Source organism: Mycetocola sp. Y171, assembly GCF_056713165.1.
In genome coordinates this window covers 1,199,773-1,215,842 of record NZ_JBWYGX010000002.1, presented here as the reverse complement: position 1 = coordinate 1,215,842, position 16,070 = coordinate 1,199,773, and the positions used below count along the sequence as shown (strand labels likewise).

The window sequence follows — 16,070 nt, the reverse complement described above, 5'->3', positions numbered from 1 at the left end:
TCGGTTCGACCTCGGTCGCAGGCTCCCTCGGCGCTGGGGTCGCGGGATCGCTGGCGCGATCCTCATTGCTCCACCGCGCGGGCGCGCTGAATGGTGATGTCGCCGTACTGGGTACGTGCCCGCACAGCGACGGTCTCTTCGGACGCCCCGGGAGCGCGGTCGCCATCGAGCTGATTGCGCACATGTCCTTCCTTGGACGACAGGTCGAGCCAGGCTGGGACACCGGGCCGAACACCGATCGTGACCTGACCGAATCCGCTTTCGACCTGGATGGACCCGCTCGAGACGTCTCGCAGCTGGATGCTGCCGTATGCGGTCTTCGCCTCGACGGAGGACAGTGACTTTGCGATCTCGAGGTCGCCGTATGAAAGCTTTGCTTCGAGGTCGCCGCCGGACTCGCCGATCAGGATCGAACCGTGAGAGGCCTTGAGGAGCGCGTCGCCGGTGATGGTGCCGATCCGGATCTGGCCGTGGTCTGCCGTGATCTCGACGCCGCCGTCGGCCCGGCAGACCGTTGCGTTGCCGTGGGAGGCACGGAGCCACAGATCGCCGGTGGTGTCGACATCCACTGGGCCCATGGAACTCTTGATCCGGGTCGCGCCGAGGCGGCCGACGGTGCGGACACCACCGACCGAGATCTCCGCCGTAAGCCGCGAACCGGCGGGCAGCTCCACCGTCACGTCGACCGAGTCCGTCGGCCCGATCCAGCTGAGCCTCGCCTTCGGACCCGTGATGGTGAGCCGGTTACCGTCGAAGTCCACCTTCGTCTCCTCTGCGCCCCGGCGATCGACTGCCCTGCCAGGGTTGGTGGGGGAGACGGTCACGACGGTGTCCGCGCGTTCTCCGGCGATGACGTCGACCGCACCGACCGGAAGGTTGATGGCGAGGTCGATCGGCGAAGGGGTTGTGAATGTGGGCATGCTGGCGCTTCCCTTTCTCTGGGCGTGTTCGTCTGGCCCCGCAGTTCGCGTGGCTGATGGATGTTGTCGGTGGGCGGTTTAGCGTGCCCAGCCTGCGAAGTTGTCTCCGGTGCGCAACGTGCGTTGTGCCGCTCGTCGTTGCCTGGGCTGCAGGGCGGCCGCAACCGCGCGAACCAGCCACGTGTTGACGGACAGCCCATCAGCCGCAGCGGCATCGTCCACCCGCGACTTCAAGGCGTCCGGCAGGCGAAGAGTCGTGCGCGAGGTGCTCGCGTCGTCGAGGTCGACGGATGCGACGGGCCGCTCGTCGGCGTCGGTTTCGCCGCTGGGCTGGCTGACGACGAACTCGACCTCTCGCCCGCGCAGCCGCATGTCGACCGAGCCGGGGGCGAGGTCGCGGGTTATTTCGCCGACGGCGGCGGACAGGGCGTCGAGCAACACGAGCCGGGTGGCGGCATCCAGTCCGGCGGCGAGACGTTCTGCCACCGCGCGGGTCTCCTCGACGCCGTTGTCTGCGGCATCCACCAACTGACGCTGCAGGTCACTGACGTACTGTCCAAGTTCCATGGCACCATGATGACACCACTATGGTGTCAAGTCAAGCAATCATGGTGTCAGGCGTCATGTGACCGCCGACGTGCGGTTCGTGCGACGCTAGAGGCATGGATCTGGAGGTGTCACCCGCGCTCACGATTCCGGCATCCGAACTCGGCTGGAGGTTCTCCCGCTCGTCCGGGCCCGGCGGGCAGCATGTCAACACCTCGGACAGCCGGGTTGAACTGTTCTGGGATGTCGGGCGTTCCGCTGCGCTGTCGGACGATCAGCGCCAGAGGTTGCTCGCGCGACTCGGACGCCGACTCGTCGGGGGAGTAGTCACCGTCTCTGCCTCGGAGGAGCGCTCACAGCTTCGCAATCGCGAGATCGCCCGGCGCAAGCTCGCCGAGGTGGCGAGCGCGGCTCTCGCCCCCGATGGGCCTCGACGGCGTTCGACGAAACCCACGAGAGGGTCGACGAGGCGGCACCTCGCCGCAAAGCAGCAGCGGTCAGCGACCAAACAGCAGCGCAAGCGTCCGTCCGCAGAATAAGGAACGTCTCCTAGCTGTCGCCCTTCCGCCTCACCATCTCGGTGATCCAGGCCGGCGCGAACGGCGAGGTACAGTTCGGCGGCGTGGGGTAGTCCTTGAGCACCTCGAGGCGTTCGCCGATGTCGAGGGCGCGGGCCCGATACTCCGGGTGCTCGATCCCGATCTGGGCGAGGCAGTGGTTCATCGCCCACTGCAGGCGATCCGGGGCATCCTTCATCTCCGCTTCGATCGTGTCGAGCAGACCGGGGAGGTCGAGGCCATCGGGGTTCTTCGCCACGCGTTCGGTGGTCAGGGCCCACCCGGCACTTGCCACAACAGGGTCGGGATCGGCGAACCAGATCACGCGCAGTTCCTCGGCGTGAGGATTCTTCTTCACCACGTAGTTGACGAGCCAGTCGTGCACCTTGGGCTTGCGTGCCGCGCGCAGCATCGTGTCCAACCGGTCACGGTCGAACGCCTTCGGACGACAGATCAGGAGTGCCAGGAGTCTGGCAGCGGTGTCGCCGGTCGCCCACAGATCGAGCGAGAGGTCCTGCTGGGTCTTCAGCCGCTTGGCGACGGCGCGCAGCTTGCCGAGGTTGACCCCGTGGTCGTCTCCGTGCCGGGTATTCACCTCGCGGGCCTTCGGGTCGTCGAGTGCGGCCAGCTCGGCCATCACCTCGGGCACCGTGACCTCGGTCACCATCGTCTGCGCCATCTCAGCTCCTGTCATGCATGTGGAAATCAGCCTACGACGAGAGCAGAGGGTGACGTCGCCTCTCCCGACGGGAACACTCCCGCCACAAGATCCTGCGCTGCGAGGTCGCCAGCGACACGTTCGTCGCATCTTCTGCGACGGGGACGGCTTTTTCGTAATCTCCATTCCCACCGTCACCGTTTGGTGGTGTACTGGCATGCAATCGGCAGGCGACCGCCTGCCCCTCATTGGTCCCGCTGTGGAGACTACGAATTGCCGATGGCTGGACCCCTCACTTGGAGGTACAGCTGTGCACAAGCCCCGCGCTCGCGCACTCGGTGTTTCACTGGGATGCGCGTTAGCTTTCACTCTTGTCGCCACTGCGGCAGTTCCTGCCGTCGCCGACGATCACCTGAACCTGCCCGGCGAGCCCGGTCTCACGCTGCCGATCAACGACAGTGAAGCCGGCGGCACCTACGATCAGGACTTCGACCGGGCGTACGCCGGAGCGACTCCTGACGGGACTCCCGTCTACATCTACGTTCCCGAAGGCACGCCATTGGATGGTTCGGCGCCAGCCGGCGTAGCCAGCCTCGATCCGGCATTCGACCACAATCCTGGCGACGAGTTCGTCCCCTGCGCTGACAACGCCGTAACGGACTTTGCGCTCACGCAGGCTCAGATCGATTACATGGGTGACCAGCTGTCCAGTCAGATCGTTGCTGTCGATGAGGAACACTTCGGCCCCATGGACGCGGCCGATCCTGCCGAGCCCGCCAGCGACTCACTCGTGATGGTGGTCTATAACGTGCAGGACACGAACTACTACGACTGTGCCGAGGACACGTACACAGCCGGGTACTTCGCTCCGGACTTCATCGATTCGGTCGGCATGAACGTCATCGTCATCGACGCCTTCGACTGGGCGAACCGGGTGGGGCCGAACGACGCCGAATGGCGTGACGACGACCCGGAGAACGACCAGCCCACGCTGTACGAGGGCGTGATCGCCCACGAGCTGGAGCATTTGCTGCACAACTACAGCGACCCGGGCGAGTTGTCCTGGGTGGACGAGGGTCTCGCCGACTTCGCGGTGTTCCTCAACGGCTACGACGTCGGAGGGTCGCACCTCAGCAATCATCAGGTGTTCTACGCGGAGACATCGCTCACCCGCTGGGGTGGAGGACTGGAGAATTACGGCGCCTCTTACACCTTCTTCCAGTACGTCTGGGAGCAGGCCGGTGGCAACGGCGACGGCACATACACCCCGGACCTTCAGAACGACACAGCCGGCGGTGACCTGCTGATCCAGCGGATCTTCGAGAACCAGGCGGATGGGATGGACGGAGTCCAGGCCTCGATCGACGCATTCAATGCGGAGACCGGAGCGGATCTGCGCTCCGCGAAGACCCTGTTCCAGGACTGGGCAGTCGCCGTGTACCTCGACGACGAGGACTCAGCGCTGTTCGACATCAAGGCGGTCGACTTCGGCGATCCTGCATTCACTGACTGGACGATCGACATTGCGGACGACCAGTTCTGGGGCGACCGGGGAAACAACCAGGGCGCTCAGCCGTCACCCAAGTGGGACAACCGAGCAAACGGTCAGTCGCCGACTGCCCTGCCGTACGGTCTCCAGGTCGAGCGATTCCGTAACCCCGGTCCGACGGTGACGGTGGGTCTGGACGGCGAAGACAGCACCCAGGTCCCGCCGCACACCGGAGAGACTCACTGGTATGCCGGTTACGAGAGCCAGTCGGACAACATCCTCGACGTGGATGTGACGGGCACGGCCACGTCACTCGATTTCTGGACATGGCACTTCATCGAAGAGGGATGGGACTACGGATTCGTCGAGGCGCTCGTCGGCGGCGAATGGGTGACGGTCCCGCTCGTCGATGACGCCGGCACGGTCGTCACGAGCAACGAGGATCCGCACGGCGGGAACACGGAAGGCAACGGGCTCACCGGCACATCGGGCGGCGAGTACTTCGTCGACGAGCCTGCCTATGTGCACTACTCCGCTCAGCTGCCCGCCGACGCAACGGACGTGCGTTTCCGCTACTCAACGGACGCGGCCTATCTCGACACAGGATGGTTCGTCGACGATGTGCTCGTCAACGGCGCGGCAGCGACGGTGAGTTCTGCGGAGGGCGAATGGACCGAGACGACCGGACTCCAGAACAACAACTGGACGCTCCAGCTCGTCGCGTCCTGCGATCTCACACCGGGTGTTGCCTCGCCGTTCGAGATCAACGATGGCGCAGGCAACTACGTTTACCGGCTCGAAGGCGACGCGATCACGCAGCCCGGCTTCAACACGAAGTGTGCCAATGGTCCGAATCGCGATTTCGCGACCCTGGTGTCAAACCTGCCCACCGGTGACCTCCAGTTCCTCGACGCGGATTACGCGCTCACCGTGAAGAACACTGGGAACGGCAAGAAGAAATAGCTGACCGGCGCGGCTGGGATCTCCGCTTGCGGCGGTCCCAGCCGTGACGTCAGGCGCGGGCGGGCGGAGGACGCTGTCGCGCGTAGCCGCTCAGGCGGGCAAGACCCGGATCACCCGGTTGACGAGCATGCCGGTCTTCCTCGAAATGACCGTCCGCAACTGGCGCACGACCACCCGGCTTCTCGCCCTGCTCGACGGTGAGATAAGTCAACCAGCGAAAAAAGGTGCGCTTGCGGGATGCTGCTGCCATGATCTGAGGAACGCATCCGTCACGTCGACGAACAGGGGAGACCGACAATGGCACGTCTGACAAAGCAGGAGAAGGCCGCGAAGGCGGCTCTTCACAAAGCGCAGAAGGCGATCGGCAAGGCGATCAAGGCGGCCAAGAAGGCTGACAAGAAGGCGAGAAAGAAGGCCGCCGAACTGGCGCAGACGCTGGACAAGGGCCTGAAGAAGACGACTGTGCGCAAGCCGGGCAAGAGCAACAAGACCATCAGCGAGAGCAAGAAGGCGGTCACAGCGAAACCGGCCAAGAAGAAGGCTGCATCAGGAAAGACAACGGCCACCCCCGCGTCACCCACAGTCGCGACATCATCCTCGTCACCCACGATCGATGTGCCCACGGCATCTCCTGCCGCGTCGAAGCCCGCCGCGACTTCCGTGGCCACGAAGTCCGCACCAGTGACCACCGCGAAGCCAGCGGCGTCGAAGCCAGCGGCGTCGAAGCCGGCGGCGCCCCGCGGACGACGAACTCGGTCGACATCCGGACCGACCCTGGCGCAGCTGCGCCAGCAGGCGAAAACCGCGGGTCTTTCGGGCTACTCGAAACTGAACAAGTCAGACCTGGCCGCCCTCCTGGCCAGGAAGTAGGCGGTCTCCCTCCCGTTCACCTGCCGGTTACCCAGCTTGGCTAGCGTGGCCCGATGTGCCCGGTGACCTGTCTCTTGCGAAACCGTTCCCAACGACAGGGCGGAGCACTGTGACGCAGGTCGAATCCGGACAAGCAATTCTGCTGCGGGGCGAGCAGGCTGCGCCGGCGCGCACTCTGCTGGACATCCTGCGGGAGAGTACGGAACGGCATCCCGAAGCCTCTGCCATCGAGGACGCCACCGGCTCGCTGAGCTACCGCGAGCTGATGGCGCGCGTCGTGCAGGTGTCTGCTCGTCTGCTCGCAGAGGGAGTCCGCCGCGGTGACCGCGTCGGTATCAGGATGCCGTCGGGCTCGTCTGAGCTGTACATCTCCATCCTCGCCGTCCTCGCGGCCGGTGCCGCCTACGTCCCCGTCGATGCGGACGATCCTCAGGAGCGGGCCGACCTGGTGTTCGGTGACGCGGACGTCTGCGGGGTGATCACAGCAGACGGCATTTTTCAATCGACAAGGCGGACGTCCAGTGAGATCACCCGAGATCCGCTCTTCGATTCCCCGCCCGCTCACGCCAGTACACACAGCCATCCCGTGGTCGCTCCACCACGCCCCGAGGACGAGGCGTGGATCATCTTCACGTCCGGTTCGACCGGTCGGCCCAAGGGTGTCGCCGTCAGCCATCGATCCGCCGCAGCTTTTGTCGATGCCGAGTCACGGCTCTTTCTCCGTGCCGAGCCGCTCGGTCCAGGCGACAGGGTGATGGCCGGGCTGTCCGTCGCATTCGACGCCTCGTGCGAAGAGATGTGGCTGGCCTGGGCGCACGGCGCGTGCCTCGTGCCCGCACCGCGGGCGCTGGTGCGCACGGGCATGGATCTCGGACCATGGCTCACCGCGAGAGGCATCACGGTGGTATCGACGGTGCCGACCCTGGCAGCCTTGTGGCCGCAGGAGTCGCTCGAGAACGTTCGGTTGCTGATCTTCGGCGGGGAGGCGTGCCCCCCTGAGCTCGCCGCGCGGCTCGCCGTGGATGGACGCGAGGTGTGGAACACCTATGGGCCCACCGAGGCGACCGTCGTCGCGTGTGCTGCAGAACTCAACGGCAGCGGCCCCGTCCGGATCGGACTCCCGCTGGACGGCTGGGACCTCGCTGTCGTCGGAGCGGATGGGACGCCGGTGATCGAGGGCGACGTCGGGGAGCTCATCATCGGCGGCGTCGGGCTCGGTCGCTACCTCGACGCCGCGAAGGACGCCGAAAAGTACGCCCCGCACGAAGAACTGGGCTGGGACCGGGCCTATCGGAGCGGAGACCTCGTCAGATTCGAGCGGGAGGGACTCATCTTCCAGGGTCGTGTCGACGATCAGGTGAAGGTGGGCGGCCGGCGCATCGAATTGGGGGAGATCGAGGCAGCGCTGCAGACGCTCGACGGCGTCGGGAGTGCGGCGGTCGCGGTGCGTGAGACACAGACCGGCAACCAGGTTCTCGTGGGCTATGTCGCCATGGCGAACGGTGCCCGCCTGGATCGCGGCCTCGCCCTCGCGCGCCTGCGCGAGGAGCTTCCTGCGGCACTCGTACCGTTGCTTGCCGAGGTTGAGCAACTGCCGACCCGTACCTCCGGCAAAGTGGACAAGAGTGCCCTGCCGTGGCCGTTGCCCGGTGTCGATCCCGATGGAGAGAAGTCAGGCCTCACTCCGATGCAGCTTCGACTGTCTGAGCAATGGCAGGCGGTCCTCGGTATTCCCGTTTCGGACGTCGACGCGAATTTCTTCGATCTCGGCGGCGGGTCCCTGGCCGCCGCGCAGCTGGTGAGCGCGATCCGACAGGATGACCCGAGTTTCACGGTTGCCGACATCTACTCGCATCCGCGCCTCGGGGCGATGGCCGACGAGCTGGAAGACCGGGTGCTTGAGACCCCGGAGGCCCTTCGCCCCTACCACCACGTGGCGCCGACTCCCCGTCGGATGCAGGCGCTCCAGACGGTACTGTCCATCCCTTTGCAGGTTCTGGCCGGGGTGCGCTGGCTGCTGTATGTGCTCGTGGCAGGGACCGTTCTGAGCTGGGTCGGCGGCTTCGACGTCCTGCCCGCCGCACCTCTGTGGGCATTGGTCCCTGCGCTGGTCATCTTCGCGACCCCGTTCGGTCGGATGGCCATCGCCGTCGTTGCAGCGAGGCTGTTGCTGGCCGGCGTGCGTCCCGGCGACTACCCGCGGGGAAGTGGCGTGCACCTCCGATTGTGGCTGGCTGAACAGGTCGCCGAGCAGGTCGGAGCAGTGAGTCTGTCAGGGGCGCCGTGGATCAGTTACTACGCGAGGGCACTGGGCGCGACAATCGGGCCGGATGTCGACCTGCACACCTTGCCGCCCGTCACGGGAATGTTGCGGATCGGCGGGGGAGCGGCGATCGAACCGGAGGTGGATCTCGCCGGGTACTGGATCGACGGCGACGTCGTGCGGATCGGTGAGATCCGGATCGGGTCGGATAGCACCATCGGGGCACGCAGCACGCTTCTTCCTGGCACGAAGATCGGCCGTGGCGCCGAGATCGCTCCCGGATCTGCCGTTTTCGGCAGGGTGCCCTCGGGACAACTGTGGTCCGGGTCGCCGGCGCAGCGCGTCGGCAAAGCCCGTGCCTGGTGGCCAGGAGAGCGGCCACCGCGCAAGACCCGGTGGCTGTCTGCGTATGCACTGTCCGCAGTCGTCGTTGCGGCGCTTCCGGTCCTCTCGCTGCTGCCGGGGTTCGCGCTCATCGCTGTGGGTATCCGCGATTCCGCCTCGCTGGCCGAGGCCGCAGCGAGAGGCTTCGCGCTGCTGGTGCCGGCAACTTTGATCGCCGGCGTGGTCATGGCCGGAGTAGTCGTCGTTCTCGTGAGGGCGTTGGGCCTCGGTGTCCGCGAAGGCACGTATGCGGTGCGCAGCCGCACCGGGTGGCAGGTCTGGACCATCGAACGCTTGCTCGACATGAGCAGGACGCTGCTGTTCCCGCTGTATTCCAGCCTGTTCACTCCGGTCTGGCTGCGGATGCTCGGCGCGAAGGTGGGACGCGACGTCGAGGCATCCACCGTGCTTCTCGTCCCGTCGATGACGACAGTACGAGATGGGACGTTCCTTGCCGACGACACGATGATCGCCTCGTATGAGCTCGGTGGCGGATGGTTGCGGATCGCGGCGATCGACATCGGAAAGCGCGCATTCATCGGAAACTCGGGCATTGTGCCTGCCGGGCACAAAGTGCCGAAGGACGGCCTCATCGCCGTGCTGTCATCTGCTCCACCGAAGTCGAAGCCGGGTTCCTCATGGCTGGGATCGCCGGCCGTGCGGTTGCGTCGTACCGTGGCTGCCGCGGATGACAGCCTCACCTTCAACCCACCGTCCCGGCTGCGGCTCGCCCGCAGCCTGTGGGAGCTCGCCCGTATCGTTCCGGTCCTCGTCACGGCTGCCATCGGTCTGGCGGTGCTCTTCGCCATCGCCGCCCTCGTGGCGCTGACGAACATCTGGCTTGCGGTCGTACTGAGCGGCGTCGTGATGATCCTGGCGGGCGCTGCAGCGGCCGGGTTCACCACGGCGGCGAAATGGGCGCTGGTCGGTCGTATGAAGGCCGTCGAGCACCCGCTGTGGTCCTCGTTCGTCTGGCGTACTGAGGTCTCCGACGTTTTCGTCGAGATGGTCGCCGCACCGTGGTTTGCAAATGCGGCATCAGGCACGCCCGCCCTCGTCTGGTGGCTGCGGAGCATGGGAACGACGATCGGACGGGGTGTGTGGTGCGAGACGTACTGGCTGCCTGAACCGGATCTGGCGACTCTGGCCGACGGCGCCACAGTGAATCGGGGCTGCGTTGTGCAGACCCACCTTTTTCATGATCGAATCATGAGCATGGACACCGTCACACTCGACGCAGGCGCAACCCTGGGCCCGCACAGCGTCATCCTCCCGGCCGCCCGGATCGGGGCGCACGCCACCGTTGGCCCTGCATCGCTTGTCATGCGGGGAGAGGTCGTCCCAGTCGGCAGTCGCTGGAGTGGCAACCCGATCGGCCCGTGGCGGGACGTGACCACACGGAACTACCATGCCGATGGAACGCGATGACAATGACATCCGTCGGCGCACGAACTGCGGGTGATCGATATGCGCCGACGAGTGGCAATGGCGGCTATCACGTCGAGCACTACGCCCTCGATCTGCAGTACAGGATGGCAACCAATCGGCTCTCGGCTGTTGCGACGATCACTGCCGTCAGCGAGCAGGAGCTCAGCCGGTTCACGCTCGATCTGAGTCGCCTCCAGGCGTCCCGGGTGTCGGTGGACGGTCGGCGGGCGATCAGGACCCAGTCCAATGGGAAGCTGAGTGTGGTGCCGGCGACGCCGATCGCTGCCGGCGCCACGTTCACCGTGATCGTCGAATACTCCGGGTCGCCTGCGCCGCGTCGGAGCAAATGGGGGCTGGTGGGCTGGGAAGAGCTCGACGACGGCGTGATCGTGGCGTCCCAGCCCAACGGCGCGCCCACGTGGTTCCCGTGTAATGATCATCCGGCCGACCGGGCGACGTACAGCATCCGGGTCTCGACCGAGCAGGCGTACACGGTGCTCTGCAACGGTGTCCTCACCAGCCACACCGTGGCATCCGGTCGCGGAACCTGGCTGTATGAGCAGGTCGAACCCACCTCCACATACCTGGCCACCGTGCAGATCGGCCGGTACACGGTCGAAGAGATCGATCTCGGTCCGGTTGCCGGACTCCTCGCGTATCCAAAGAGACTGCAAGGGCGGGTTCGCGCCGATTTCGCCCTGCTGCCCGGAATGATGCGCTACTTCGAGGGCGTCTTCGGCACCTACCCCTTCGGCGGTTACGCCGCGGTCGTCACCCCGGACGAACTCGAGATTCCTCTGGAAGCGCAGTCGATGGCGATTTTCGGGGCCAACCATGTCGACGGGCACGGCGGCGAAGAGCGCCTGCTCGCACACGAGCTCGCTCACCAGTGGTTCGGCAACGGCGTGGGGCTCGCCGCGTGGCAGCACATTTGGCTGAATGAGGGCTTCGCCTGCTACGCCGAATGGCTCTGGTCCGAGCATTCAGGCAAGGAAACCACGGATGCCCTCGCCCGCCGCTACTACGGGCAGCTCCGCATCAGGCCGCAAGACATCCTTCTCGGAGATCCGGGACCGGCAGACATGTTCGACGATCGAATCTACAAGCGGGGAGCGCTCACTCTCCATGCGCTCCGCCAGACGATTGGTGACGAACATTTCTTCGCGTTGCTCCGGGACTGGACGTCACGCGACCGCAGCGCCACGGTTACGACTGACGACTTCCGCTCCCACGCTGATCGCTTCAGCGCCGTTCCGCTCGACTCCCTGTTCGACGCCTGGCTGTTCACTCCCGCCCTGCCACCCTTCCCGGTCGCGGCGCAGGTGCCAGGGCGACGCTGACGACGAACCGAGGGTCGATGTCAGGCTCGATGAGGCGGTACTGAACCCCATCCAGCTCGGCCAGGTCGCCATCGACCTCGACCAGCTGCGGATCCATCCGGAGGCCACGTCCATCTGCTTTGAGCACCGCCTCGACCCGAGTCCAATGTCGAAGCGGATCCTCGGTCTCGCCGGCGATCCGCTGGATCGCGAGTAGCCGGTCCGTGCTGCCAGTTGCGGGCTCGATGTCGATGCCGATCCGGCGCCCGTGGCTCGTCGCGACAACCACCATCCCTGCGCAACCCGAGACACTCACGGAGAGTGCGCGGGAAGCATCGTTCGGGCCGGTCGTGATCGGTCGACCGTGCGCGCCACCGCAGTCGGGGCACAGCGCCATGATCGTCACCTCTGCAGCGCTCACACCTGAACGTTCGGCCACCAGTTCGCGGAGGAGCAGCCGGCCCCACAGCAAGCGACTCCGGGCATGTTCCGATACCGTCGTGGCGAATCTGGTCCGTTCGTCGACCGAGAGAAGCGCGATCGCCTCCGCTTCACGGTCAGCGAGGGAGTCTGGCGGCGCCCAGCGCAAAACTGTGTCGTCGTCGAACTCGAGTGTGTCCATCGAGCGGTCCCGGCTATCCGCCGGCTGTGGCAGAACTCTTGAGGCGCTTCTTCGCTGCTCGCTCGGTGAGGATGAGGACGTAGTCGCGGACCGGACGACTTGCGAGGTTGTCGAACTCTTCGCGAACCACCGTTTCGATCTCATCCGGTGACCGATCCGCGAACTTCTGCTCGAGTTCGCCGATGACCTGACGGATGATCTCTTCGTTGTCGAGTTCTGTCGTCATCTGCTCAGTCTCGGCTCACAAGGGGCGCGGGTCAAGAGAACATCTGATGAACGCCGCCGTCGTTTCACTCGATCGAGTCTGGCGCTTGCGCGAGCACCGGTCACGCGCCAGGCGGGCGATACCCGATCTCGTTCGCTTTGCGCAGGGCGTCGAGGGTTTCGTCGACGGTCAGGAGCACCGTCGTCTCCATGGAACTCATCGCTCCGCCGCCGTTGATCGCCAGGGCGACCGCAGCCATCGACGCGTTGTCCGGGGCTTCCCAGAGCGTGTAGCCGTCGTGATCGCCGAACGCGTACCAGAATCCGTGGAGCTTCCCGCCGACCGATTCGATGTACGTCTCGGCAGCCTTCCGGCGGTCCTCCGGATTGCCGGTCAACCTCGCCCAGGTCTGGGGGGTGTAACTGAACTTCGTCAGATAGAGAGGCATCGTATCGTCCTTTCGGTCACGTCCGTCACTGCTGATGCCCATCAGGATGGCCCTGTGAGGTCCGACATACAACCGGGTGGTGGTTCACTCTTCGATCGCTCCACCGAAAGTGCGCAGATATTCACGGAACGTGGTCCCGTGTGCGTCCCGAGCTGCGAGGTACTCGGTAAATCGCGCCTGAGTCCTGAACGAGGTTCCGGCAGTCATCAGGGCTGCCTGACGTCGTTCGGTGTCGCGGATGCCGCGGGCCACGTCGGCGATGTCCGCTGCACGGTCCACGGGCAGGAACAGGACGCCATCGTCGTCGCCGAGCACGAAGTCCTCCCCGGTCACGATATGGTCGCCGACCCGGGCGGACACGAGAGCATCCGCATCCTGTGCGTCGAGGCGTTGCGGACTGGCGGGAAGCGCACCCTGGCTGAACACAGGCAACCGGATGGTGAGAAGTTCGGGGGTGTCGCGGTGCAGGCCCCAGATCACGATGCCGGCGAGGCCCGCTCTGCTTACCTCAAGTGTGATCAGGTCGCCGACGCAGGCTTCGTCCGTGCGAGCGGCGTTGTCGACGACAAGCACGTCGCCGGGATGCGCGTGCTCGACGGCTTCGAGGAAGACATCGACGCTTCCGAAATGACGGGCAGGGCGCGCGCGGCCGACAAGGTGCACGCCGCTCCACAACGGCCGAACGTCCGCCGGCGCGCAACGGATCGGGATGCCCAGTCTCAGGCAGGCGTCGGCCACGTGCGGCGTTGTCAGGTCGAGGTACGTTGTCTGCAGGTCGGCGGCATCCATTGCGGGGTCCTTTCAATCGAACCGGGAGAGAGTCGGCCTGGTGTCTGCGACAGGTGTCATCAGATCGTCGAAGACACCGGGGCGACGGGTTTCCGCATCGACACGAGCGGAATGTCGTGCAGGGGGTCGGTCTCCCAGTTCGCGGTGAACGTGGAATTCGACCGGTCGAGAACGAGGTGCAAACGGTGGGGCGTCTCGATGAAGATGACGTCGACCGCCAGGCGTCCGGCCGGATCCCACGCGGCACTGGCGGCTGTCGCGTCGCTTGCCGTCCATTCGCCGAGGCCGGCCGTGACCTCAAGGGTGCTGCCACCCTGCCTGAGCGACAGATCCCAACCGGATCCGCCTGTGTGTGCGTTGACCTCGAGGCGCGTGAGGTCCGGCAGGACCCTGCCGGGTGTCCTGATGAACGAACCATCTACTATCCACTCACCGGTCGCGTTGCCGCTGAGCGGGGCAATGCTGAGGGATGCCAGCTGCGCGGCAAGCGCGGCGTCCGCCTCGCCGCCCCCGGTGCCGTCTCCCTGCCTGCCGATCGCCGGGAGCAGGTGTTCCCACGCCAGGTTGAGGACGCCCTGCATGTCATCGCTTTGACCGGTCATCGCCAGGACGATCCCGTGTTCAGGCAGGATCACGCAGAACTGACCGTAGGCACCGTCACCGCGGTACCCGTGCCTGGCCATCCAGAACTGGAAGCCATAACCCTGCTCCCAGTCGGATGCGGGATCGGAGCCGTTGGAGACATGCGACCGGGTCGCCTCATCGACCCACGCGGACGGAAGGAGCTGGCGGCCATCCCACTCTCCGCGCTGCAGGTAGAGCTGCCCGAGCAACGCGATCGCCTCGGTCTGTGCGTGCAGCCCGCTGAACCCCAGCTCGTTTCCGGACGGGTGACGGATCCACCCGACGTCACCGATGCCCAGCGGATCGAACAACCGTGGTCTCAGGAATTCGGTCAACGATTGACCAGACGCACGCTGCACGATCGCGGCGGCCGCGTAGGTGCAGGGCTGGTTGTAGGCGAAGACGGTTCCGGGTTCCTCGTCGGGAGGAAGCAGCAGGAAGCCGCGAACGAGGTCGACCGGGTCGATGGCGTCTGCCCGGTCGACGGTCTCCTCGCGGTGCCCACTCGCCATGGCGAGCACGTGCCGCACCAGCATCCGCCGGCTTCGCGGGTCGGTGATCTCGTCGTCGAGCTCCGGGAAGTGGCTGAGAACGGTGTCGTCGAGAGACAGCAGTCCCTCGTCGACCGCGAGACCGACGGCGGTGGAGGTGAAACTCTTGCTCAGCGAGTAGAGCAGATGCACGCGGTCGGCGGAATACGGTGCCCACCAGCCCTCCGCGAGAACCTCGCCGTCGCGCAGAAGCATCAGGCTGTGCGGCTCGATCAGGGGAGTGGCCTCCAGCGCTGTGATGAAGGAGGTGATACCTGCGGCATCGACGGCGTGGGCGGATGGCGTGCTTCTCGGCAGTGAGCGGCTCATCGTTCCATGCTAGGCCGAGGGGATGCCTCAGCGGTGTCTGGTCCGAGCGCCAGGTCCAGCGCGTCGCGCCGGGACATCGCGCGACCACGAGTGCGAACGGCCCTTGCGTCGCCCTGTGAGACCGGGCGTTTTTCAGCGCCGGCGGTTACGATCGCAGGATGCCCCCGCGTTCTCCTCTTCCACAACGACTCGGGCTCGACCCCGCGTGGATGCGGACCCCGGATCGCGATCCGTCCCGACCCGAACCGTGGCCGACGATGGGCGCCTGGCTCGAGGACCGGTTGTCCGAGTTCATCGACGTGCCCGCGTTTCTGGCCGAGGAACGGTTCGTCTACGAGGCCGGAACGCCTGCTGCTGCGAGCGACCCATACCGGCCGCACACCTTCGTGTGGTTCCATCGCGACCTGCGCGACGAAGCATCCGTGCCAGGACAGATCCACATCGTCCATCGCGACGAGCGGATCGTCGTGATCGACAAGCCGCCCTTCCTTTCAACCATTCCACGCGGGCGACACGTCCAGCAGAGCGTAGTTGTGCGCCTGCGCGACGAACTGGGCCTGCCGGAGCTCTCGCCGCTCCACCGGCTCGACCGCGTGACATCCGGTCTCCTGATGCTGGCGACCGAGAAACGCTGGCGAGCGCCATATCAATCGATGTTCCAGCGCGGTGAGGTCGCCAAGACCTACCGCGCACTCGCGCCAGACCGTGCGGATCTCGAGTTCCCGATCACAGTGCGCAACCACCTGATCAAACAGCGCGGTCAGATGCAGGCCGACGTCGATCCCGATGCACCGGCCAACGCCGAGTCCGTGATCGAACGGGAGTCCGTGCTCGGCGCGGATGCCATCTATCGTCTGACACCGACGACCGGACGCACCCATCAGTTGCGGATGCACATGTGGGGACTCGGGATCCCGATCAGCGGCGACCCACTGTATCCGGTCGTTCGTGGCATAGCCGTCGATGACTTCGCCCACCCGCTTCAGCTGCTTGCGAGCGACGTCGACTTCGTGGATCCCATTGACGGGTCCCCGCGCCAGTTCGAGAGTGTGCGCGAGCTCCCGCTGCAGAGTGAAGCAGGTGGCCCCGCAGCGTGAGATCCAGCGGCCCGGGTGTCCGTTACCC

15 protein-coding genes are annotated in these 16,070 nt (G+C 65.7%); 6 read left to right on the top strand and 9 right to left on the bottom strand.

Going from position 1 to position 16,070, the window contains the following annotated elements; genetic code table 11:
• Positions 1-62 precede the first annotated feature (62 nt).
• Complete coding sequence (locus tag AC1M2K_RS15510; RefSeq protein WP_480241637.1) at positions 63-920, bottom strand: DUF4097 family beta strand repeat-containing protein; 858 nt, start codon at positions 918-920, stop codon at positions 63-65.
• Positions 921-998: 78 nt separating this feature from the next.
• A complete protein-coding gene (locus AC1M2K_RS15505; protein ID WP_480241636.1) occupies positions 999-1,487 on the bottom strand; it encodes a histidine kinase in 489 nt (162 codons plus the stop codon).
• A 95-nt stretch (positions 1,488-1,582) separates the two neighbouring features.
• On the opposite strand from AC1M2K_RS15505, the gene arfB reads away from it, so the two are divergent.
• Positions 1,583-2,005 carry an alternative ribosome rescue aminoacyl-tRNA hydrolase ArfB gene (arfB, locus tag AC1M2K_RS15500; protein WP_480241635.1) on the top strand — a complete coding sequence of 141 codons (423 nt, stop codon included), beginning with the start codon at positions 1,583-1,585 and terminating at the stop codon, positions 2,003-2,005.
• Between the two features lie 10 nt (positions 2,006-2,015).
• On the opposite strand, the gene AC1M2K_RS15495 is transcribed toward arfB, so the two are convergent.
• Entirely contained in the window at positions 2,016-2,702 is a 687-nt protein-coding gene (locus tag AC1M2K_RS15495) for a DNA alkylation repair protein (protein ID WP_480241634.1), read from the bottom strand.
• A 289-nt stretch (positions 2,703-2,991) separates the two neighbouring features.
• Between AC1M2K_RS15495 and AC1M2K_RS15490 the strand changes: the two genes are divergently transcribed.
• Positions 2,992-5,133, top strand: coding sequence for a hypothetical protein (locus tag AC1M2K_RS15490; protein ID WP_480241633.1), 2,142 nt, complete (start codon positions 2,992-2,994; stop codon positions 5,131-5,133).
• Between the two features lie 49 nt (positions 5,134-5,182).
• Here the strand turns inward: AC1M2K_RS15490 and AC1M2K_RS15485 are convergent, their stop codons facing one another.
• Positions 5,183-5,383, bottom strand: coding sequence for a hypothetical protein (locus AC1M2K_RS15485; protein WP_480241632.1), 201 nt, complete (start codon positions 5,381-5,383; stop codon positions 5,183-5,185).
• A 47-nt stretch (positions 5,384-5,430) separates the two neighbouring features.
• On the opposite strand from AC1M2K_RS15485, the gene AC1M2K_RS15480 reads away from it, so the two are divergent.
• From AC1M2K_RS15480 to AC1M2K_RS15470, 3 genes are all read left to right on the top strand, one after another.
• Positions 5,431-6,003 (top strand): Rho termination factor N-terminal domain-containing protein, encoded by a 573-nt coding sequence (locus AC1M2K_RS15480; RefSeq protein WP_480241631.1) that lies wholly within the window; start codon positions 5,431-5,433, stop codon positions 6,001-6,003.
• Positions 6,004-6,112: 109 nt separating this feature from the next.
• A complete protein-coding gene (locus AC1M2K_RS15475; RefSeq protein WP_480241630.1) occupies positions 6,113-10,078 on the top strand; it encodes a Pls/PosA family non-ribosomal peptide synthetase in 3,966 nt (1,321 codons plus the stop codon).
• The gene (locus AC1M2K_RS15470; RefSeq protein ID WP_480241629.1) at positions 10,075-11,418 is read left to right on the top strand and encodes a M1 family metallopeptidase; all 1,344 of its coding nucleotides are present in this window, start codon (positions 10,075-10,077) and stop codon (positions 11,416-11,418) included. The genes AC1M2K_RS15475 and AC1M2K_RS15470 overlap by 4 nt, the downstream gene beginning before the upstream one ends.
• Here AC1M2K_RS15470 and AC1M2K_RS15465 read toward each other — a convergent pair.
• The 5 genes from AC1M2K_RS15465 to AC1M2K_RS15445 form a co-directional block, all read right to left on the bottom strand.
• Positions 11,363-12,019 (bottom strand): 4'-phosphopantetheinyl transferase family protein, encoded by a 657-nt coding sequence (locus tag AC1M2K_RS15465; RefSeq protein ID WP_480241628.1) that lies wholly within the window; start codon positions 12,017-12,019, stop codon positions 11,363-11,365. The two genes, AC1M2K_RS15470 and AC1M2K_RS15465, sit on opposite strands and share 56 nt — an antisense overlap.
• A 13-nt stretch (positions 12,020-12,032) precedes the next feature.
• Positions 12,033-12,245 (bottom strand): three-helix bundle dimerization domain-containing protein, encoded by a 213-nt coding sequence (locus tag AC1M2K_RS15460; protein ID WP_480241627.1) that lies wholly within the window; start codon positions 12,243-12,245, stop codon positions 12,033-12,035.
• 100 nt (positions 12,246-12,345) lie between these two features.
• A complete protein-coding gene (locus tag AC1M2K_RS15455; protein WP_480241626.1) occupies positions 12,346-12,672 on the bottom strand; it encodes a GYD domain-containing protein in 327 nt (108 codons plus the stop codon).
• An 84-nt stretch (positions 12,673-12,756) separates the two neighbouring features.
• Positions 12,757-13,461 (bottom strand): RraA family protein, encoded by a 705-nt coding sequence (locus tag AC1M2K_RS15450; protein ID WP_480241625.1) that lies wholly within the window; start codon positions 13,459-13,461, stop codon positions 12,757-12,759.
• A 59-nt stretch (positions 13,462-13,520) separates the two neighbouring features.
• A complete protein-coding gene (locus tag AC1M2K_RS15445) occupies positions 13,521-14,945 on the bottom strand; it encodes a serine hydrolase domain-containing protein (RefSeq protein ID WP_480241624.1) in 1,425 nt (474 codons plus the stop codon).
• A 158-nt stretch (positions 14,946-15,103) separates the two neighbouring features.
• Between AC1M2K_RS15445 and AC1M2K_RS15440 the strand changes: the two genes are divergently transcribed.
• Positions 15,104-16,042, top strand: a complete 939-nt coding sequence (locus AC1M2K_RS15440; protein WP_480241623.1) for a pseudouridine synthase — start codon at positions 15,104-15,106, stop codon at positions 16,040-16,042.
• Positions 16,043-16,070 lie beyond the last annotated feature (28 nt).

What these genes read in the sequence shown, in the direction of transcription:
- AC1M2K_RS15450 (WP_480241625.1), bottom strand. Translation starts at nt 13,461, where the DNA reads ATGGATGCCGCCGACCTGCAGACAACGTACCTCGACCTGACAACGCCG.
- arfB (WP_480241635.1), top strand. Translation starts at nt 1,583, where the DNA reads ATGGATCTGGAGGTGTCACCCGCGCTCACGATTCCGGCATCCGAACTC.
- AC1M2K_RS15465 (WP_480241628.1), bottom strand. Translation starts at nt 12,019, where the DNA reads ATGGACACACTCGAGTTCGACGACGACACAGTTTTGCGCTGGGCGCCG.
- AC1M2K_RS15505 (WP_480241636.1), bottom strand. Translation starts at nt 1,487, where the DNA reads ATGGAACTTGGACAGTACGTCAGTGACCTGCAGCGTCAGTTGGTGGAT.
- AC1M2K_RS15445 (WP_480241624.1), bottom strand. Translation starts at nt 14,945, where the DNA reads ATGAGCCGCTCACTGCCGAGAAGCACGCCATCCGCCCACGCCGTCGAT.
- AC1M2K_RS15510 (WP_480241637.1), bottom strand. Translation starts at nt 920, where the DNA reads ATGCCCACATTCACAACCCCTTCGCCGATCGACCTCGCCATCAACCTT.
- AC1M2K_RS15460 (WP_480241627.1), bottom strand. Translation starts at nt 12,245, where the DNA reads ATGACGACAGAACTCGACAACGAAGAGATCATCCGTCAGGTCATCGGC.
- AC1M2K_RS15480 (WP_480241631.1), top strand. Translation starts at nt 5,431, where the DNA reads ATGGCACGTCTGACAAAGCAGGAGAAGGCCGCGAAGGCGGCTCTTCAC.
- AC1M2K_RS15440 (WP_480241623.1), top strand. Translation starts at nt 15,104, where the DNA reads ATGCCCCCGCGTTCTCCTCTTCCACAACGACTCGGGCTCGACCCCGCG.
- AC1M2K_RS15485 (WP_480241632.1), bottom strand. Translation starts at nt 5,383, where the DNA reads ATGGCAGCAGCATCCCGCAAGCGCACCTTTTTTCGCTGGTTGACTTAT.
- AC1M2K_RS15470 (WP_480241629.1), top strand. Translation starts at nt 10,075, where the DNA reads ATGACAATGACATCCGTCGGCGCACGAACTGCGGGTGATCGATATGCG.
- AC1M2K_RS15455 (WP_480241626.1), bottom strand. Translation starts at nt 12,672, where the DNA reads ATGCCTCTCTATCTGACGAAGTTCAGTTACACCCCCCAGACCTGGGCG.
- AC1M2K_RS15495 (WP_480241634.1), bottom strand. Translation starts at nt 2,702, where the DNA reads ATGGCGCAGACGATGGTGACCGAGGTCACGGTGCCCGAGGTGATGGCC.